The organism is Propylenella binzhouense (assembly GCF_009866965.1).
GTDB classification, from domain to species: Bacteria; Pseudomonadota; Alphaproteobacteria; order Rhizobiales; family Afifellaceae; genus Propylenella; species Propylenella binzhouense.
Genome location: NZ_SPKJ01000005.1, coordinates 32147 through 51228 on the forward strand (window position 1 = coordinate 32147; position 19082 = coordinate 51228).

Consider the following 19082-nt stretch of genomic DNA (forward strand, 5'->3'; position numbering starts at 1 on the left):
ACGTGACCGCCCGCATCCTCGTCGTCGATGACGTCCAGGCGAACGTCAAGCTGCTGGAGGCGCGCCTCCAGAGCGAGTATTTCGAGGTCCGCACGGCGCTGAACGGCTACGATGCGCTCGAGATCGCCAAGCGCGAGCGCGTCGACCTCGTGCTCCTCGACGTGATGATGCCCGGCCTCACCGGCTTCGACGTCTGCAGGGCGCTCAAGACCGCTCCGGAGACCGCGCATCTGCCGGTCGTCATGGTCACGGCCCTCGACGACACCCAGGACCGGGTGAGGGGGCTCGAATGCGGCGCCGACGACTTCCTCACGAAGCCCGTCAGCGAGATCGCGCTCATCACGCGGGTGCGCAGCCTCGTCCGCCTCAAGATGATGTCCGACGAGCTCAACCTGCGCGCCGCGGCGATGCAGTCGGTCGGGATCAATTCGGCGCAGATCTTCTCGGAGGCCGAATCGGGCAGGGCCCGGATCCTCGTGATCGATGACCGCCCCTCGTCGCTGCGGCGGATCGAGCAGGGGCTCTGCGCGGCCCACGACCTCGAGATCACCGCCGATCCGCTGGACGCGCTCGAACGGGCGTCCGCCCGCGATTTCGACCTCCTGCTCGTCAGCCTCTCGCTCGGAGCCGCCGACGGCCTCAGGATCTGTTCGCAGGTCAAGGCGATCGACCGCTCGCGGCAGACGCCGGTGCTGCTGATCACGGACCCGGACGAGACGAGCCGGCTGCTGCGCGGGCTCGAGCTCGGGGTCAACGACTACATCATCCGGCCGGTCGATCTCAACGAGCTGCGCGCCCGCGTCCGCACGCAGCTCCGGCGCAAGCGCTACCAGGACCGGCTTCGCGACATGGTGTCGAACGCGGTCGAGCTCGCCATCACCGATCCGCTGACGGGGCTCCACAACCGCCGCTACCTCGAGAGCCATCTGAAGACGCTCGCCGATCGCGCCCGCGAAGGCGGGATGATGTCGCTGCTGATCTTCGACATCGATTATTTCAAGGGGATCAACGACAGCTACGGCCACGATGTCGGCGACGACGTGCTGCGCGAGTTTGCCCAGAGGCTGAGGCGGGGCGTGCGCGGCATCGATCTCATCGCCCGCTTCGGCGGGGAGGAATTCGTCGTCGTCATGCCCGATACCGATTCCGTCACGGCGATCGGGATCGCCGACCGGCTGCGGCGCGACGTCGAACAGCTCGCCTTCGCCGCGCGCGGCGGGATATCGCTGCCGGTGACGGTGAGCATCGGGGTGGCCGAGTTCCACGGCGGGACCGAAAGCGTGGACTCGCTGGTGCGGCGGGCGGATCAGGCGCTCTATGCGGCAAAACGGCAGGGACGAAATCGCGTCGTCGCAGATGCCGCTTAACATTCGCCCAAAAACCGCTAAAATTCGAACAAATTTACCATCTTCAACTTATGCGGTGGAATTAGTCCGGAAAAGGCGCTCCTATCGTTAAGCGAAGCTGAAGACACGCTTTTTTCGGCTTTGGATACCCCATGGATTTGCTCAGGTCCGCCGCATCTCCTGGGTCCGTGGGGTCGGCCGGCCGGCCGTGGTGATTGGCCTCCTCGTACAGCCACGGTTCGGCCGGCCTCTTTTTTGCCGAGGCCGATGTGCCGTTCCCGCAGGGGCACAAACAGAAAAAGGCGCCCGTCGGCGCCTTCCGAAAACGCCGGTCGGTCGCGGCTACTTGATCTTCGCTTCCTTGAACAGCACGTGCTTCTTGGCCTTCGGGTCGTACTTCCGCATCGAGAGCTTCTCGGTCATGGTGCGGGAGTTCTTCTTCGTGACGTAGAAGTACCCGGTGCCTTCCTCGCTGACGAGGCGAATCTTGATCGTTGTGGCCTTGGCCATCGGACAGTCCTTGACGGTGGAAACGCTGGATTGCCCGTCAGATGAAGCGTGACGGGCGGGAAGTCAAGGTCTCTGCCAGAGGCGGAACGCGACGAGCACGGCATAGAGCAGGAAGACCGTGCCGAGCACGAGCGGGAAGCCCGCCACCGGCGCCCGCGCGAGGCCGTCTCCTATGATCACGGGCCCTACGAACATGCCGAGCGCATAGCAGAAGATGAAGGCCGCGTTCGCGCTTGCGAGCGCGCCGCCGCGGAACCGGCCGGCGAGATGCGACAGCCCGACCGTGTAGATGCCGGCGGTCGAGCCGCCCCACAGGAAGAGGACGAGCATCAGGAGGGAAGGCGAGCCGGAGACGGCCCAGGCGAGCACCATCCCGACGCATCCGACGACACCGAGCACGAACAGCACGAGGCGGCGGTCGACGCGGTCGGCGAGCATGCCGATCGGAACCTGGAAGATGACGTTGCCGAGCGTCATCGCGGAGGCGAGGAGCGGCACGATGTGCTCGCTGAAGCCGAGCTTCGCGCCCCAGACCGGCAGGAAGGCGAAGCCGCCGCCTTCGCCCATCGCGAAGACGAACGCGCCGATCGTGGCGACGGGGACCGCGAGGATGAAGGAGACGAAGCGCGCGCGCGGCACCTCGTGAAAATCCGGCGAGTGCCGGCGCGCGAGGAGCACCGGGACGCTCGCGCCGACCAGGATCAGGGCGCCGACCAGGTAGGGGACGACCGATCCGATGCCGAGCACCGCGATGATGGCGGGACCGACCGCGAATCCGATCGAGAGCATGCTCGCATAGATGCCGATCACCATGCCGCGCCGGTTCTCCGGCGTCGCCGCGTTGATCCAGTATTCCGAGAGGGTGAAGCAGAGCGAGGTGGCGATCCCGTAGGCGTAGGCGACCGGGAAGAGCAGCCGCACGTCGCCGATGAAATGGGTCACGGCGACGAGGCTCGCCATGACGAGGGTGGCGACGGCGATGGTCGGCGCCGTGCCGAACCGGGCCGCGATCCGCGCCGCGAAGGGCGCGATTGTCAGCGAGGCGAGTGCGATCACGGAGATGAGCATGCCGACCGTGCGCTCCGACACGCCGCGGCCGGTGAGCGTGAGCGAGAGGAGCGGCGGGAGCAGGCTCGCCGCCGTCCCGACCGCGACCGTGGTCGCGATCGCCGCCACCGCTCCCGGCGTCAGGCCGGTGCGCTCCCGGAGCGTGGGGCGCCGCGCGATCGCCGTCCTGCTCACAGCCATTCTCGGACACGCCGGCCCCGCCGCATGGAATGGAGCGGCACCGGTCCGTCCGGGCCGAGATCCGGGTCGGCGGCGAGCCGCGCCTCGAGATCGTCGAAGATGAGGCGCGTGATCTCGGCGAGCGGGTGCGCCCGGGCCTCCGCGAAGGTGAGCCAGGCGGGCTCGACGAGCTCGTCCTGCGGCGGCTCGACCGTCGCGGCCACCGCGTCCGCGAAGACGGCGAAGAAGCGCGCGTCGAACCGCCGGATGCGGTTCGGCGGCGTGATCGCGCGCGCCACCAGGGCGAGCCGCCCGAGCGCGGGCACGACGCCCGTCGCGACATAGGGCCGCCAGGCGCCGTTCCTGACCGGGCGCGCCGGGCTGCCGCGCTCGCCGATGACGAGCCCCGCCTCCTCATACGTCTCCCGCAGCGCCGCGAGCGCGATCGCGCGGGCGCGCGCACGGCTCGGCCTCTCGCGCATTTCGAGCAGGAGCTTGGCCTCGACGATCGGATCGAGCTCGCTCGCCGCGGGCGCATGGCGGTCGGCCGCCTCGATCCGCCCGCCCGGAAAGACCAGGTAGCCGGGCATGAAGACGTGCCGGTGCGAGCGTCTTCCCATCAGCACCCGCAGGTCGGCGCCGGATCGATCGAGCACGATCAGGGCACCGGCGTCCTTGGGCCTGAGCGCCCGTTCCCGCTGCGGGGAGGGCTGCCCGCGCTCGGCATTCGTGGTCACGGAGCTCACGGATAGCGCTCCGGCGGCAGGGCGCCGTCCCGGTCCGAATCGGGCTCCGGACCGAAGCCGTGCATGCCGAGCGCCCATTGCAGGCCGACGACGCCGCCCTTGACGGGCCGCATCAGCACGAAGGAGAGCGCGAGCGCGAGCGGCAGCCAGACCGCCATGTGGAGCCAGATCGGCGGGGAGAATCTCATCTCGGTCCAGAGCAGGAGTCCGATCACGATATGCCCGACGATGGTGATGACGATGTAGGGCGGCGCGTCGTCGGCCCTGTGGTGGTGGAGCGGCTCCGCGCAGACCGGACAGAAATCCACGATGCGGGTGAAGCCGGTGAAGATCGCGCCGCGCCCGCAGTTCGGGCACCGCGATGCCAGCCCGCGTCCGATCGCGCGCCAGAGCATGCGCTTGGCCGGCGGGGCCTGGTGCCAGGTCCTCACCGGCTCTTCCGGGCCCGGCGGCCCTCTTTCCCGCCGGCTTCGCGGCCCGAGTGCTCCTTGCCGCGGGTGCGGCGGGCCGGCCGCTTGCCCTTTCGGGTAAGGCCGCGCTCCGCGCCCTCGCGGTCGCCGCCGACCAGCTCGAATCGCAGGCTGCCGGCGAAGGGGAGGGCTTCCGCGAGCCGCACCTCGACGGCATCGCCGAGGCGGAAGACCTCGCCCTCTGTCCGTCCGACGAGCCGGTGCTTGGGCTCGTCATATTCGTAGAAGTCGCGCCCGAGCGTGGAGATCGGGATGAAGCCGTCGGCGCCGCTGTCGTCGAGCTCGACGAAGAGGCCGGCGCGCGTGACGCCGCGAACATGGCCGGCGAAGCGCGCGCCGACCCGGTCGGCAAGCCAGGCCGCGACGACCCGGTCGATCGTATCGCGCTCGGCCGCCATCGCCCGGCGCTCCGCGATCGAGATCTCGCCAGCGATGCGCTCGAGATTCGGAATGTCCGTCGTCCGCAGACCGCCCGGCCCGAGCTCCAGCGCATGGATCAGCGCGCGGTGGACGAGGAGGTCGGCATAGCGGCGGATCGGCGACGTGAAATGGGCGTAGCGCCTGAGATTCAGCCCGAAATGCCCGATATTCTCGATCGCGTATTCCGCCTGGCTCTGCGACCGCAGCACGACCTCGTTGACGAGGAGCTCGTTCGGCGAGTTCTCGAACCGCTCCAGCACCCGGTTGAAGTGGCTCGGACGGAGGTTGCCCGCCTTCGGGAACCGCATGTCGAGCGTGCCCAGGAAGTCGCGCAGCGCCTCCAGCTTCTCGAAGGAGGGCTCGTCGTGGATGCGGTAGACGACCGGGGCCTTCCGTCGCTCGAGCGTCTCCGCCGCGGAGACGTTCGCCTGGATCATGTATTCCTCGATGAGCTTGTGCGCATCGAGCCGCGGCGGCACGTAGATGCGGTCGACCGACCCGTCCGCCGCGAGGACGACCTTCCGCTCCGGCAGGTCGATCGCGAGCGGCTCCCGGTTCTCGCGGCCGCGCTTCAGCGCGGCATAGGCGTCCCAGAGCGGCCTCAGCACCTGGTCGAGGAGGGGTGCCGTCTTTTCCGTCGGTTCCCCGTCGATCGCCGCCTGGGCCTCCTCGTAGGCGAGCTTCGCGGCCGAGCGCATCATGATGCGGTGGAAGCTGTGCTTCGTCTTCCGCCCGTTCGAATCGAAGAGCATCCTGACGGCGATGGCGGGCCGGTCCTCCCCCTCGCGCAGCGAGCAGAGGTCGTTCGAGATGCGCTCCGGCAGCATCGGAACGACCCGGCCGGGGAAATAGACCGAGTTGCCGCGCCGGAGCGCCTCCCGGTCGAGCGGCGAGCCCGGGTGGACGTAGGCCGCCACGTCGGCGATCGCCACGGTGACGATATGTCCGTCCGGATTTTCCGGATCGGGCATAGCGTGCACGGCGTCGTCGTGGTCGCGCGCGTCCCGGGGGTCGATCGTGACGAGGGGCAGGTCGCGCCAGTCCTCCCGGTGCGCCATGCCGACGGGCTCGGCGGCTTCCGCCTGCTCGATGGCGGCATCGGAAAAGACATACGGAATGCCGTGCTCTTCGAGCGCGATCAGGCTGATCGCCCTCTCGCTCCGCACGCTCCCGACCCGCTCGACGATCCGCGCCACCGGGATGCCGTAGCGCGATCCGGGCTGCACCTCGACGCGCACCAGCTCCCCGTCCTCGGCATCCCGGGTCGCGCCGGGCGGCACACGGTACTCGCTGCCCTTGCGGTCGATCGGGACGATCCGGTGCTCCTCGCCCTCGATCCGCAGGACGCCGAGGGTGGTGCGCGGCCCGCGGCCGAGCACCTTGATCACCTTCCCGGTAAAGCCTTCCGCCTCGGCGTCGGCAACGATCCGGGCGAGGACGCGGTCGCCGATGCCGGGCGCCTTCTCGCGGACGCCGCGCCGGCGCGCTTCGGGCCGGATGCGGATGCGCGGCGCCTCGCCTGCCTCCTCGTCCCATTCGACCGGCACGCCGATCAGCTCGCCGAGTTCGTCGACGCCTTCGAGCAGGAGCACCGTGACCGAGGGAAGGTCGCCCGGCCGGTGCAGGCGCGAGCGCTTGCCCTCGATCAGTCCCTCGTCCGCGAGTTCCCGGATCACGCGCTTCAGGCCGATCTTCGCGCTCCCGGTCAGGTTGAACGCGCGCGCGATCTCGCGCTTGCCGGCCTTTCCGGGATGCTCGCCGATGAAGGCCAGGATCTCCTCGCGGGTCGGCAGTTCGGCTCGCGGCGTCTTGGAGCTCTTGGCCAATGTCCCGCCTTCAGGCCTTCGCCTTGCTCTTCGGTTTCGCCGCTTTTGCAGGCGCCGGCTTGGCGCTGCGGGATTTCGTGCGGCCGGCCGCCCCGGCCGCCGGCTTTCGGGCCGGTTTCTTGCCGCCGCCCTTGCTCTCCTTCTCGGCGATGAGCGCGAGCGCCTGTTCGAGCGTGATCGCCTCGGGGTCCGTTCCCTTCGGCAGCGTCGCGTTCACCTTGCCGTGGCTGACATAGGGGCCGTAGCGTCCGCTCCGGACGGTGACCGGACCGCCGTCCGGATGCTCGCCCAGCTCCTTCAACGCAGCCGGCGCGGAGCGGTTTCGTCCGCCGCGGGCCTGCTTCTCGGCGAGCAGCGAGACGGCGCGGTTCGCCCCGACGGTGAAGACCTCGTCGATGCTGTCGAGATTGGCGTAGGTGCCGGCATGCTCCACGAACGGGCCGTAGCGTCCGAGCCCGGCCGAGATCGGCTTGCCGGTCTCGGGGTGAAGCCCCACCTCGCGCGGCAGCGAGAGGAGCATCAGCGCCTTCTCGAGCGTGAGCTCGTCCGGCGACCAGCCCTTGGGCAGGCTCGACCGCTTCGGCTTCTCGTTCTCTCCGAGCTGCACGTACGGGCCGAAACGCCCGCTCTTCAGGAAGACGTGCAGGCCGCTCACCGGATCCTCGCCGAGATCGACGGTGCCGTTCGCGGCCAGCGCGCCCTCCGCGCCGCCGGGTTCTCCGTTGCCGTCCCCGAGCTGGCGCGTATAGCGGCATTCCGGGTAGTTGGAACAGCCGATGAAGGCGCCGAACTTGCCGAGCTTCAGGGAAAGCCGCCCGGAGCCGCAGACCGGGCAGGCGCGGGGGTCGCCGCCGTCCTCGCGCGGCGGAAACACGTGCTCGCCGAGGAGTTCGTTCAGCGCCTCGAGAACGTCCGAGACCCGCAGCTCGCGCGTCTCCTCGACCGCGGCCTGGAAGTCGCGCCAGAAATCCCGGAGCACGTCCTTCCAGGAGAGCTCGCCGGCGGATATGCGGTCGAGCTGTTCCTCGAGATCGGCGGTGAAGTCGTACTCGACGTAGCGCCGGAAGAACGCCTCCAGGAACGAGGTGACCAGCCGGCCCTTGTCCTCCGGCACGAGCCGCTTCTTGTCGAGCCGGACATAATCGCGGTCGCGGAGCACCGTCATCGTCTGCGCGTAGGTCGACGGCCGGCCGATGCCGAGCTCCTCCATCTTCTTGATGAGCGAGGCTTCGGTGTAGCGCGGCGGCGGCTCCGTGAAATGCTGCTCCGCCTCGATCCGGTCCCGCGACATGGTCTCGCCGGCCGCCAGTCTCGGCAGGCGTCCGCCTTCCTCGTCCTCCTCGTCGTCGCGCCCCTCCTGGTAGAGCGTGAGGAAGCCGTCGAAGCGGATGACGCTGCCGGTCGCGCGCACGGTGCCGCGTCCGTGCGGATCCCGCGCGTCGATGTCGATCGTGGTGCGCTCGATCTCGGCCGATTCCATCTGGCTCGCCATCATGCGCTTCCAGATGAGCTCGTAGAGCCGGGCCTGATCGCGGTCGAGAAAGCGCTCCACGTCGGCGGGCAGGCGCTGGAGGTCGGTCGGCCGGATCGCCTCGTGCGCCTCCTGCGCGTTCTTGGCCTTGGCGTGGTAGCGGCGGGGTGCCGCCGGAAGATAGCGCTCGCCGTACTCGCTGCCGATCAGCCGGCGCGTGGCGGCGAGCGCCTCGGGCGCCACGTCGACGCCGTCGGTCCGCATATAGGTGATGAGCCCGACGGGTTCGCCGCGGATCTCCACGCCCTCGTAGAGGCGCTGCGCGATCTGCATGGTCCGGCTGGCATCGAAGCCGAGCTTCCGCTGCGCCTCCTGCTGCAGCGTGGACGTGGTGAAGGGCGGCTGCGGATGCCGCTTGTGCGGCTTCGATTCGACGCTGGCGACCGTGAACTGCGCCGCTTCGAGGCGCGCCTTGATCCGGTTCGCCTCGCCGCCTTCGCCGATCGAGAGACGGTTCAGCTTGCGCCCGTCGATCTCGACGAGGCGCGCGGTGACGGGCTCTCTCTGTGCCGACTTCAGAAAGGCGGTGATCGACCAGTATTCCTGCGGCTTGAAGCGCTCGATCTCCGCCTCGCGGTCGCAGACGAGGCGGAGCGCCACCGACTGGACGCGGCCGGCGGAGCGGGCGCCCGGGAGCTTCCGCCAGAGCACGGGCGAGAGCGTGAACCCGACGAGATAATCGAGCGCGCGGCGTGCCAGATAGGCGTCGACGAGCGGTTCGTCGATCGTTCGCGGATTCTTCATCGCGTCCTGGACGGCCTGCTTGGTGATCGCATTGAACACCACCCGCGACACGGGCTTGTCGCGCAGGACCTTCTTCGACTGCAGAACCTGCAGCACGTGCCAGGAGATCGCCTCGCCCTCGCGGTCCGGGTCGGTGGCGAGGATCAGGCGGTCGGCGGATTTCACGGCGTCCGCGATGTCGGAGAGACGCTTCCGCGACTTCGCGTCGACGTCCCAGCTCATCTCGAAGTCCTCGTCCGGGCGGACCGAGCCGTCCTTCGAGGGCAGATCGCGCACGTGGCCGTAGGAGGCGAGGACCTGGTAGCCCGGCCCGAGATACTTGTTGATCGTCTTCGCCTTCGCCGGCGACTCGACGATGACCACGTCCATTCAGCGCTCCGCTCGTGTGCCGGCTCCAACCGGTCGAGCCGGTCAATTGGATTGCCGGACGAGCCGGGTCAAGTGCGGGCCGATCCGGCCGTATGCAACTATCAGGAGCATTGCTGTCTTACTATCGCTCTGGTAGTTGATTTCGCCGGGCGCGACGATAAGCTGGCTCAGAGTATGGAAGGGGGCGGCATGCCGGCGCAGACACGTCCGGACGAAAGCATCGGGACGGCGCGGGGTGCGGCGGAACATATCGCGGCGGCCGCCGGCCGCCTGCGCGACCTCGCGGATGCGCACAAGCTGGCGTTCCTCGCCTATCTCATCGATATGGCCGCGGTGGAAGCGCGCAGGATCGCGAACGAGCCGCCCGATCGGCCCGGGCCGGGTTGACCTTCGTTCCGGCCGTCAGCGCAGCGATACGCGATTGCCCGGATGCCGCTCGATGCGTCCGGCGAGATCGAGTTCGAGCAGGATGACGCTGACGGTCCTGGCCGAGACGCCCGTGAAGCGGACGATGTCGTCCACCGCGACCGGGGTCGGACCGAGCGCTTCCACGACACGCGCGCGCTCGTCCTCCGCGGGCTCCTGCGAATCGTCGCCGGTGGCCGGCGCCCTCAGCGCCGCGATCTGCGGCGGGATCGAAATGTCGCGGCCGAGCATCGGCGAGACGGCGTCGATGGCGTCGGCGGCCTCCGTGACCAGCCGGGCGCCCTGCTTGATCAGCCGGTTCGCGCCGGCAGCGCGCGGGTCGAGCGGCGAGCCCGGCACCGCCATCACTTCCCGGTTCTGCTCGAGCGCCAGCCGGGCGGTGATGAGCGAACCCGACCGCTCGGCCGCCTCCACGACGATCGTGCCGAGCGTCATGCCGGCGATCACGCGGTTCCGGCGCGGGAAGTCGCGTGCGCGCGGCTCCCATCCGATCGGCATCTCGCTCACCACCGCCCCGTTCGCGGCAAGCACGCTCTCGAGCAGGCGCTCGTGCTCGCGCGGATAGAGGACGTCCACGCCGCCGGCGAAGACGGCCACCGTTCCCGCGGAAAGCGCCGCCTCATGGGCCGCGGCGTCGATCCCCCGCGCAAATCCGGAAACGATCACGAAGCCTGCGCGTCCGAGATCGCGGGCGAGGATCGCGGCCATCTTCCGGCCCGCGACAGATGCGTTCCGCGCGCCGACCAGCGCCACCGAGGGCCGCACGAGCACGGCCGCGTCACCCCGCAGCGCGAGGAGAGGCGGCGGCGCGTCGGCGTGCCGGAGCCAGGGCGGGTAGTCGGGCTCTCCCATCCCCACAAACCGCGCTCCGAGCCGCTCGGCGGCGGCGATCTCCTCCTCCGCCTCCGCGGCGGACGCTACCTTGAGGCCCGTCCTGCCGCCGCGCCGCGAAAGCTCCGGCAGGCCCCCGAGCGCCGCCTGCGCCGATCCGAAATGGTTGATGAGGGAGCGGAAGGTGGCCGGCCCGACATTCTCGCTCCGGATCAGCCGGAGCCAGGCGACCCGCTGCGCGTCCGTGAGACGGACGCCGGCGGCCGCCCCGGCGTTCATTTCGAGCCGATCCGGCCTTCCCGGCCGGTTGCGAGCCGGACGATATTGGCCCGATGCCGCATCCACAGGAGGGCGGCGAGAAGGACGAAGAACAGCGCGAGGCGGTCCTGCCCCGCGAAGTGGAGGATGACCGGGGCGAGCGCGGTCGCCACCAGTGCGGAAAGCGAGGAATAGCGCGTCGCGGCGGCGGTCGCGATCCAGATCAGGCCGGTCGCGAGGAGGGTCGGCCAGTGCAGCCCGAGCAGGATGCCGAGATAGGTCGCCACGCCCTTGCCGCCCTTGAACCGCAGCCAGACCGGGAAGCAATGGCCCAGGAACGCCCCGAGGCCGGCCGCCATCGCGGCGTCCTGGCTCCACGCGCCGGCGGCGAGCACGGCCGCCGTACCCTTCAGGGCGTCGCCGAGGAGCGTGAGCGCTGCGAGCCCCTTGCGGCCGGTGCGCAGCACGTTGGTGGCGCCGATATTCCCCGATCCGATCGCGCGGACGTCGCCGAGGCCCGCCATGCGCGTGAGGAGCAGGCCGAAGGGGATCGAGCCGAGCAGATAGCCGAGCGCGAGCGCGCCGGCGAGGACGGCCCAGGCCGCGCCGTCCGCCTCAGGCACCGGCGCCTCCGCGTCGTTCGTCGAGGTCGAATACCAGGCGGCCGCCGAGAACGGTGCGGATCACCTGGCCGGTCAGGCGCGCGCCTTCGAACGCCGTGTTCCGCGCCTTCGAGTTGAGCGCCTCCTCGGCGACGACCCAGGGTCGGTCGAGGTCGATGATCGCGAGATCCGCGGGCGCCCCGGGCGCGAGCGTTCCGGCGTCGAGCCCCAGAAGCCTGGCCGGGCGCGTGCTCATCGCGTCGACGAGGCGCGCCAGGCCGACATCGCCGTCGTGAACGAGGCGAAGGCCCACCGCGAGGAGCGTCTCCAGCCCGACCGCGCCGGGTGCGGCTTCGGCGAAGGGGCGGCGCTTGCCTTCCACGTCCTGCGGGTCATGCGCCGAGCAGACCACGTCGAGCGTGCCGTCCGCGAGCGCCTCGACCATGGCGCGGCGATCGTCCTCGCTGCGAAGCGGCGGCGACATCTTGAAGAAGGTGCGGTAGGCGCCGATGTCGTTCTCGTTGAGCGCGAGATGCGCGATCGCGGCGCCGGCCGTGACGGCGAGGCCCGCCTCCTTGGCGCGCCGGACGGACCAGAGCGACTGGGCGCAGGAGAGCTGGGCGGCGTGGTAGCGCGCACCCGTGAGCCGGGCGAGCTTGAGGTCGCGGTCGAGCACGATCGTCTCCGCCTCGCGCGGGATTCCGGGCAAGCCGAGACGTGTCGCTGTCTCCCCCTCGTTCATGACACCCGCGGCGGCGAGATCCGAGTCCTCGGTATGATGCACCACAAGGGCGTCGAAGTCGCGCGCATAGGTGAGGGCGTTCCGCATCACCTGCGCGCTTCTCAGCGATCGCCGCCCTTCGGTGAAGGCGACGGCGCCGGCCTCCTTGAGAAGCCCGAATTCGGAGAGCTCCTCGCCTTTCAGCCCCTGTGTGAGCGCCGCCATCGGATGGACGTGCACATGCGCCGTGTCGCGGGCGCGGCGCAGCAGGAAATCCACCAGCGCCGGGTCGTCGATGACCGGATCGGTATCCGGCATGGTGATCAAGGTCGTGACGCCGCCGGCAGCGGCGGCGCGGCTTGCCGTCGCCAGCGTCTCGCGATGTTCGCCGCCGGGCTCGCCGACGAACACGCGCATGTCGACGAGGCCCGGAACGACCGTCCGGCCGGCTCCGTCGATCCGGATCGCGCCCTCCGGGATCCCCTGGTTGAGCGCCTCAGGACCGGCGGCAGCGATGCGGCCTCCGAGGGCGACGACGCTGCCCACGGCGTCGAGGCCGCGCGAGGGGTCGACGATCCGGGCGGCTTCGACGACGAGGGGCGGCGGGAGCGTGTCAGGCATTCGGCAGGTTTCGGCTGAGCGCTTCGAGGACCGCCATGCGGACGGCGACACCCATTTCGACCTGCTCGCGGATGACGCTCTGGACGCCGTCGGCGATCATCGGGTCGATCTCGACGCCCCGGTTCATCGGGCCCGGATGCATGACAATGGCGTCCGGCCTGGCGCGGGACAGCTTCTCCTGGTCGAGGCCGAAGAAGCGGAAATATTCCCGCACGCTTGGCACATAGGCCGCATGCATGCGCTCGCGCTGGAGCCGCAGCATCATCACCACGTCGGCGTCCGCGAGCCCCTCCTTCATGGTCGTGAAGGCCGTCACGCCGAGCCGTTCGACCGCGCGCGGCAGCAAAGTGGACGGCGCGACGACGCGGATCTTGGCGCCCATCGCCCCGAGGAGCAGGATGTTCGAGCGTGCGACGCGCGAATGGAGGACGTCGCCGCAGATGGCGACGGTGAGACCCTGGAGCCGGCCCTTGTGGCGGCGGATCGTGAGCGCGTCGAGGAGCGCCTGGGTCGGATGCTCGTGCGCCCCGTCGCCGGCATTGATCACGGAGCATTCGACCTTCTGGGCGAGCAGCGCCACGGCCCCCGCCGCATGATGGCGCACCACGAGGAGATCCGGCCGCATCGCGTTGAGCGTCATGGCGGTGTCGATCAGCGTCTCGCCCTTCGACACCGAGGAGGCCGCGACCGCCATGTTCATCACGTCCGCCCCGAGCCGCTTGCCGGCGAGCTCGAACGAGGACTGGGTGCGGGTCGAGGCCTCGAAGAAGAGGTTGATCTGCGTCCGGCCGCGGAGCGTCGCCTTCTTCTTCTCGATCTGCCTGCTGACGTCGATCGCCGATTCGGCGAGGTCGAGCAGGTGAGTGATCTCCTGCTGGGAGAGCCCCTCGATGCCGAGGAGGTGCTTGTGCGCGAAACCGGACGTCATCAAAGCGTCGCCTATAGGCTCAAGGCGGCCTTGCAGCAACAGCATCGGCCACGTGCTACGCTCTTCCCACAGGGGAAGGGATTCGATGGTCGAGACAGCCGCGACTCACCGCGTGTTCAACCAGTCGCCCGTCTATGGCGGCATCAATCTGTTCGATGCCGACCCGCTCATCAACAGCGCGACGGCTGGCTTCCCGGACGCCGTGCGGCACGACCTGTTCGAGATTGGCGCGGTGTGGGGATCCCTCGAGATGCGCGAGTTCGCGCGGCTCGCCAACAGCCATGTCCCGGAGCTGCAGCGCTACGACGCGAAGGGCAACCGGGCCGACCAGGTCCTGTTCCACCCGGCCTATCATGCCCTGATGAGGCGCTCGATCGCGAGCGGCCTCCATGCCTCGGCCTGGGAGACCGGCGATACCGAAGCGGGGTTGCGCCATCGCGCCAGGGCCGCCCGCCTCTACATGACCGCGCAGGCCGAATGCGGCCACATCTGCCCGATGACGATGACGAATGCGTCTCTCGCCGCGCTGCGTCACGCGCCGGAGCTCTTTCCGGTGTGGGCGCCCCGCATTCTCTCGCGCACCTACGACCGCGCCTTCCGCGCTCCGGAGGAGAAGCGGGGCGTCACGATCGGCATGGCCATGACGGAGAAGCAGGGCGGGACGGACCTGCGGGCCAACACGACGCGGGCGGAGCGTGCGAGCGACGGCCTCTATGTGCTCACCGGCCACAAATGGTTCATGTCGGCGCCCATGTCCGACGCCTTCCTGGTTCTCGCGCAGGCGCGCGGCGGCCTCACCTGCTTCCTGATGCCCCGCATCCTGCCGGACGGGACCGTCAACGCGATCCGCCTCGAGCGGCTCAAGGACAAGCTCGGCAACCGCTCGAACGGGTCGGCGGAGGTCGAATTGCCGGGCGCGCGCGCCTGGCGGATCGGCGAGGAGGGACGGGGCATCCCGATTATACTCGACATGGTGACGCTGACCCGCGTCGACTGCGCCACCGCCTCGGCGGGGATGATGCGCGCCGGCTTCGCCGAGGCCGCCCATCACGCCCGCTACCGTGCCGTGTCCGGCCGCGCGCTCGTCGATCAGCCGCTCATGCTTCGCGTGCTTTCCGACATGGCGCTCGATCTCGCCGCCGCGCTCGCGCTCTCGATGCGCCTCTGCGAAGCCTTCGACATGGCCCCGGACAGTCCGGCCGAGGCCGCCTATGCGCGGCTGATGACGCCGGCGGTCAAGTATTTCGTCTGCAAGGCCGCGCCGGCCTTCCTGTACGAGGCGATGGAGTGCCTCGGCGGCAATGGCTACGTCGAGGAGAGCGCGCTTCCGCGGCTCTATCGCGAGGCGCCGGTCAACGCGATCTGGGAAGGCTCGGGCAATGTGATGGCGCTCGACGTGCTGCGGGCGATCCGCAGGGACGACCAGACGCTCGAGGCGGTCCTCGAGACGCTCGGCGACGAGCTCGGTACGGGCTCGAAGGCCGCTCTCGGCGTGCTTTCGGCTGCCGCCCGGGTCGCGACCGAGGACGAGGGCTCCGCACGGATCCTGACCGAGCAGCTTGCGCTCACGGCCGCGGCCGCAGCCCTGAGGCGCGACTTTCCGCCGGCCTTCGCGGACGCCTTCATCGAGACCCGGCTCGGCAGGCCCTGGCGCGCGACCTACGGCATGATCGACGGCCGCTTCGACAGCCGTGCGCTCATCGACTACGTGGCGCCCGACGTAGGCTGATCAGGCGAGGACCGCCATCGCCATCGGCAGGGTGACGGCGCACAGCACGGTCTGGAGCGTGATGATCTCCGCCATCAGCCTGGCGTCGCCGCCCATGCGGCGGGCGAGGAGATAGGCCCCGCTGGCGGTCGGCACCGCGGTCGCGACGATCGCAACGCCGAGGGCGGTCCCGCCGACGTCGAAGAGCCGGCAATAGAGCGCGGCGAGAAGCGGCATGCCCGCAAGTCTGAGGACGGACGACATTGTGAGGGCCGGACCCGGCCGCCGGAGCGAGGAGAGGTCGAGGCCCGCGCCGACGGCGAGGATGCCGGCCGCGAGCGCGGCCTCGCCCATCATCCGGAGCGCCGCCGAGACCGCCACCGGCAGTTCCAGCCCGACCAGGTTGATCGCGACCCCCAGAGCGGAGGACCAGATGTAGGGGTTGAGGGCGAGGTCGCGCGCGAAGCGGCGGGCCGAGAGGGGCGCGCCGGACGCATAGGCGGAGAGCGCGGACACGTTGATGAAGTTGAGGAGCGGGATCATCGCCACGATGGCGACGGCCGTGAGCGCCACGCCCTCGGGCCCGTAGAGGCTCGCGGCCATCGCGAGCGCGATGAAGGTGTTCCAGCGCGTCGCGCCCTGGAGCACGGACGTGAACCGCGGCCCGTCGAGCCTCAGCGGCCCGGAGAACCAGCGCTTCAGGCCGAAGCAGAGCGCGGTCATGGTCAGCACCGAGGCGGCGAGCGAGGCTCCGAGCGTCGCGAAGGGCAGCGCGCCGAAATCGGCCTCGGCGAGGTTGAGCACGACGATGCTCGGGAAGAAGACATGGTAGGTCACCGCCTCGAAGCCGATCCAGCCCGCCGGAGTCACGATTTCGCTCCGCGCGAGCACCCAGCCGACCGCGGTGACGATGAGGATCGGCAGCAGCGCCTGGAGCGCGGCGATCATGTCTGGCGCAGGCGCGCCAGCCGGTCGAGCGCGCCCTGCAGGATGAAGCTTGCGGCCGCGGCGTCGATCCGCTCCGCCCGCTTCCGGCGCGAGAGGTCCGCCTCGATCATGGCGCGTTCCGCGGCCGCCGTCGAAAGCCGCTCGTCCCAGAGCACCATCGGAAGATCGGTCTTCTCCGCGAGGCTGCGGACGAAGGCGCGGGTCGCCTGCGCGCGCGGTCCTTCCGTGCCGTTCATGTTGATCGGCAGCCCGATGACGAGGGCGCCGACATTCTCTTTGGCGCAGATCGCGAGCAGTTCCTCGGCATCCTTGGTGAACTTGGTGCGGCGTATGGTGTGGAAGGCCGTGGCGATCCGGAGGCCGAGGTCGGAGAGGGCGAGCCCGATCGTCTTCGTCCCGAGATCGAGACCGAGGAGGCGCCTTCCCGGCGCCAGCATGGCGGGAAGGCGCTCGATCGCGATGGCGGGTCCGGGGGAGGGCGGCATCGCCGGCCTCTAGCACGAGCGGCTTGCGGTTGTCGCGCCGGAGCGCGGCGCGTAAACCGGTGAACCATGGGACAGAAGCCGAATCTGCCGGGCGACGGCCCGGGGCCGGACGGGACGATCCTCCCGGTCAATCTGCGCGAGGCGCTCGAGGAGCGGTATCTCGCCTACGCGCTCTCCACCATCATGAACCGCGCGCTGCCGGACGTCCGCGACGGGCTGAAGCCGGTCCATCGCCGCATCGTCTACGCGATGCGCGAAATGCGGCTCAATCCCGACGGCGGCTACAAGAAATGCGCCAAGGTGGTCGGCGAGGTGATGGGCAACTTCCACCCGCACGGCGACCAGGCGATCTACGACGCGCTCGTCCGCCTGGCGCAGGATTTTGCCGTCCGCTATCCGCTCGTCGACGGGCAGGGCAATTTCGGCAACATCGACGGCGATAATGCTGCGGCCATGCGCTACACCGAGGCGCGCATGACCGTCGTCGCCGACCTTCTCCTCGAGGGCATCGACGAGGACGCGGTCGATTTCCGCGCCACCTATGACGGCGAGGGCAGGGAGCCGGTCGTCCTGCCGGGGGCGTTTCCCAATCTCCTCGCCAACGGCTCGGCCGGGATCGCCGTCGGCATGGCGACCAACATCCCGCCGCACAACGTGGCGGAGCTTTGCACGGCCGCGCTCCACCTCATCAAGCATCCGAACGCGAGCGACGCGACGCTCTGCGAGCTGGTGCCGGGCCCGGATTTCCCGACCGGCGGCATCATCGTCTCCGCGCGCTCGGAGATCGCGGAGGCCTACCGGACCGGCCGCGGCTCGTTCCGGATCCGCGCCCGCTGGACGAAGGAGGAGGGGAGCCGGGGCGCCTACGAGGTGGTCGTCACGGAGATTCCCTACCAGGTCCCGAAGAGCCGCCTGATCGAGCAGATCGCGAACCTCATCGAGGCGCGCAAGCTGCCGCTCGTCGGCAACATCCGCGACGAGAGTGCGCAGGATGTGCGGATCGTCATCGAGCCGAAGAGCCGGGCGGTCGACCCCGGCCTGATGATGGAATCGCTCTTCAGGCTGACGGATCTCGAGGCGCGGTTCTCGATGAACGTCAACGTGCTCTCGCATGGCCAGGTGCCGAAGGTCATGCCGCTCGGCCAGGTGCTGCGGGAATGGCTCGCCCACCGGAAGGTCGTGCTCGTCCGGCGCTCGCATTTCCGGCTGGGCAAGATCGCGCACCGGCTCGAGGTGCTCGGCGGCTATCTCGTCGCCTATCTCAACCTCGACGAGGTGATACGGATCATCCGGGAGGAGGACGATCCGAAGGCGTTCATGATCGCGAAGTTCGGGCTCACCGACGTGCAGGTGGAGGCGATCCTCAACATGAGGCTTCGCGCGCTCCGGAAGCTCGAGGAGATCGAGATCCGCACCGAGCACGACCGGCTCGTCGAGGAGCAGGCGGATCTCCGCGATCTCGTCGGATCAGACGAGCGCCAGTGGAAGTGCGTCGGCTACGAGATTTCCGAGGTCCGGAAGGCGTTCGGCCCGGAAACGCCGCTCGGCAGGCGGCGGACCGGCTTTGCCGACGCGCCGGCGATCGATCTGGACGACATCCAGCAGGCGATGATCGAGCGGGAGCCGATCACCATCGTCCTCTCCGAGCGGGGCTGGATCCGCGCCCTCAAGGGCCACATCCAGGACCTTGCCGGCCTCACCTTCAAGGAAGGCGACCACCTGAAGCGCGCCTTCCATGCGCAGACGACCGACAAGATCCTGCTGTTCACGACCGGCGGGCGGTTCTTCACGCTCGATCCATCGAAGTTTCCGGGCGGCCGCAGCCAGGGCGAGCCGGTCCGGCTGATGGTCGACATGGAGAAGGACCAGGACGTGGTCACCGCCTTCGTCCACGATCCGGAGCGCCAGCTCCTCGTCGTCTCCGCCGCGGGCTACGGTTTCCTCGTGCCGGAGAAGGAGGTCGTTGCGAACACCCGAAAGGGCAAGCAGGTGCTCAACGTCACCGCTCCGGACGAGGCGAAGCTCTGCGTCGCGGCGGAGGGTGACCATGTCGCCACGATCGGCACGAACCGGAAGATGCTCGTCTTCCCCCGCTCGCAGGTGATGGAGATGACGCGCGGCAAGGGCGTGCGGCTGCAGCGCTTCAAGGACGGCGAGATCGCGGATGTCCGCACCTTCGCCGGCGCCCAGGGGCTTTCCTGGGTCGACAGCGCGGGCCGGGTCCATACGCGCTCGCTCGCCGAGCTGCTGGACTGGACCGGAGATCGCGCGCAGGCCGGACGCATCGCGCCGCAGGGCTTCCCGAAGTCCAACCGGTTCGGCACGCCGGGGCTGTGACGGGGCGGCAGGCGCGCCGGCTGCCGCG

16 protein-coding genes are annotated in these 19082 nt (G+C 69.7%); 4 read left to right on the plus strand and 12 right to left on the minus strand.

Translation table 11 applies throughout. The annotated features are described in order from the left end of the window. The first annotated feature begins 2 nt into the window (after nt 1-2). Nucleotides 3-1367, plus strand: a complete 1365-nt coding sequence (locus E4O86_RS02900; protein ID WP_161139020.1) for a PleD family two-component system response regulator — start codon at nt 3-5, stop codon at nt 1365-1367. A 321-nt stretch (nt 1368-1688) separates the two neighbouring features. On the opposite strand, the gene rpmG is transcribed toward E4O86_RS02900, so the two are convergent. The 6 genes from rpmG to topA all read right to left on the minus strand — a co-directional run bounded on the left by rpmG (nt 1689) and on the right by topA (nt 9189). Beyond that, nucleotides 1689-1856: a 50S ribosomal protein L33 gene (gene rpmG, locus E4O86_RS02905; protein WP_161139021.1), complete on the minus strand. Its 168-nt coding sequence runs from the start codon at nt 1854-1856 to the stop codon at nt 1689-1691. A gap of 63 nt (nt 1857-1919) precedes the next feature. Next, nucleotides 1920-3104 (minus strand): MFS transporter, encoded by a 1185-nt coding sequence (locus E4O86_RS02910; RefSeq protein ID WP_161139022.1) that lies wholly within the window; start codon nt 3102-3104, stop codon nt 1920-1922. Further along, a complete protein-coding gene (locus E4O86_RS02915; protein ID WP_343039076.1) occupies nt 3095-3829 on the minus strand; it encodes an NUDIX hydrolase in 735 nt (244 codons plus the stop codon). Before E4O86_RS02915 ends, E4O86_RS02910 begins: the two co-directional genes overlap by 10 nt. Further along, a complete protein-coding gene (locus tag E4O86_RS02920) occupies nt 3826-4260 on the minus strand; it encodes a DUF983 domain-containing protein (protein WP_425500107.1) in 435 nt (144 codons plus the stop codon). Before E4O86_RS02920 ends, E4O86_RS02915 begins: the two co-directional genes overlap by 4 nt. Continuing rightward, nucleotides 4257-6545 carry a ribonuclease R gene (gene rnr / locus E4O86_RS02925; protein ID WP_246206148.1) on the minus strand — a complete coding sequence of 763 codons (2289 nt, stop codon included), beginning with the start codon at nt 6543-6545 and terminating at the stop codon, nt 4257-4259. Before rnr ends, E4O86_RS02920 begins: the two co-directional genes overlap by 4 nt. A 10-nt stretch (nt 6546-6555) precedes the next feature. Next, nucleotides 6556-9189, minus strand: a complete 2634-nt coding sequence (gene topA / locus E4O86_RS02930; protein WP_161139024.1) for a type I DNA topoisomerase — start codon at nt 9187-9189, stop codon at nt 6556-6558. Between the two features lie 72 nt (nt 9190-9261). Here topA and E4O86_RS02935 point away from each other — a divergent pair, with 72 nt between their 5' ends. Then, nucleotides 9262-9576, plus strand: coding sequence for a hypothetical protein (locus E4O86_RS02935; protein WP_205520655.1), 315 nt, complete (start codon nt 9262-9264; stop codon nt 9574-9576). A 15-nt stretch (nt 9577-9591) separates the two neighbouring features. Here E4O86_RS02935 and dprA read toward each other — a convergent pair whose 3' ends face one another. From dprA to E4O86_RS02955, 4 genes are read right to left on the minus strand one after another with little or no spacing between them, the layout of a single operon-like run. Beyond that, the gene (gene dprA / locus E4O86_RS02940; protein WP_161139026.1) at nt 9592-10725 is read right to left on the minus strand and encodes a DNA-processing protein DprA; all 1134 of its coding nucleotides are present in this window, start codon (nt 10723-10725) and stop codon (nt 9592-9594) included. Continuing rightward, nucleotides 10722-11327 (minus strand): glycerol-3-phosphate 1-O-acyltransferase PlsY, encoded by a 606-nt coding sequence (gene plsY / locus E4O86_RS02945; protein WP_161139027.1) that lies wholly within the window; start codon nt 11325-11327, stop codon nt 10722-10724. The genes dprA and plsY overlap by 4 nt, the downstream gene beginning before the upstream one ends. Next, entirely contained in the window at nt 11320-12648 is a 1329-nt protein-coding gene (locus E4O86_RS02950; protein WP_161139028.1) for a dihydroorotase, read from the minus strand. The genes plsY and E4O86_RS02950 overlap by 8 nt, the downstream gene beginning before the upstream one ends. Continuing rightward, nucleotides 12641-13576 carry an aspartate carbamoyltransferase catalytic subunit gene (locus E4O86_RS02955; protein WP_161139029.1) on the minus strand — a complete coding sequence of 312 codons (936 nt, stop codon included), beginning with the start codon at nt 13574-13576 and terminating at the stop codon, nt 12641-12643. Before E4O86_RS02955 ends, E4O86_RS02950 begins: the two co-directional genes overlap by 8 nt. 85 nt (nt 13577-13661) lie before the next feature. On the opposite strand from E4O86_RS02955, the gene E4O86_RS02960 reads away from it, so the two are divergent. Beyond that, nucleotides 13662-15305, plus strand: coding sequence for an acyl-CoA dehydrogenase family protein (locus E4O86_RS02960; protein ID WP_161139030.1), 1644 nt, complete (start codon nt 13662-13664; stop codon nt 15303-15305). Here the strand turns inward: E4O86_RS02960 and E4O86_RS02965 are convergent, their stop codons facing one another. Further along, entirely contained in the window at nt 15306-16232 is a 927-nt protein-coding gene (locus E4O86_RS02965; RefSeq protein WP_161139031.1) for an AEC family transporter, read from the minus strand. Then, nucleotides 16229-16717 carry a Holliday junction resolvase RuvX gene (ruvX, locus tag E4O86_RS02970; protein ID WP_161139032.1) on the minus strand — a complete coding sequence of 163 codons (489 nt, stop codon included), beginning with the start codon at nt 16715-16717 and terminating at the stop codon, nt 16229-16231. The genes E4O86_RS02965 and ruvX overlap by 4 nt, the downstream gene beginning before the upstream one ends. A gap of 66 nt (nt 16718-16783) precedes the next feature. Between ruvX and parC the strand changes: the two genes are divergently transcribed. Beyond that, entirely contained in the window at nt 16784-19054 is a 2271-nt protein-coding gene (gene parC, locus E4O86_RS02975; RefSeq protein WP_161139033.1) for a DNA topoisomerase IV subunit A, read from the plus strand. The last annotated feature ends 28 nt before the right edge of the window (nt 19055-19082 follow it).

Coding starts and splice junctions, on each gene's coding strand:
- E4O86_RS02910 (WP_161139022.1), bottom strand. CDS start 3,104: ATGGCTGTGAGCAGGACGGCGATCGCGCGGCGCCCCACGCTCCGGGAG.
- E4O86_RS02950 (WP_161139028.1), bottom strand. CDS start 12,648: ATGCCTGACACGCTCCCGCCGCCCCTCGTCGTCGAAGCCGCCCGGATC.
- parC (WP_161139033.1), top strand. CDS start 16,784: ATGGGACAGAAGCCGAATCTGCCGGGCGACGGCCCGGGGCCGGACGGG.
- ruvX (WP_161139032.1), bottom strand. CDS start 16,717: ATGCCGCCCTCCCCCGGACCCGCCATCGCGATCGAGCGCCTTCCCGCC.
- E4O86_RS02965 (WP_161139031.1), bottom strand. CDS start 16,232: ATGATCGCCGCGCTCCAGGCGCTGCTGCCGATCCTCATCGTCACCGCG.
- dprA (WP_161139026.1), bottom strand. CDS start 10,725: ATGAACGCCGGGGCGGCCGCCGGCGTCCGTCTCACGGACGCGCAGCGG.
- topA (WP_161139024.1), bottom strand. CDS start 9,189: ATGGACGTGGTCATCGTCGAGTCGCCGGCGAAGGCGAAGACGATCAAC.
- rpmG (WP_161139021.1), bottom strand. CDS start 1,856: ATGGCCAAGGCCACAACGATCAAGATTCGCCTCGTCAGCGAGGAAGGC.
- E4O86_RS02955 (WP_161139029.1), bottom strand. CDS start 13,576: ATGACGTCCGGTTTCGCGCACAAGCACCTCCTCGGCATCGAGGGGCTC.
- E4O86_RS02960 (WP_161139030.1), top strand. CDS start 13,662: ATGGTCGAGACAGCCGCGACTCACCGCGTGTTCAACCAGTCGCCCGTC.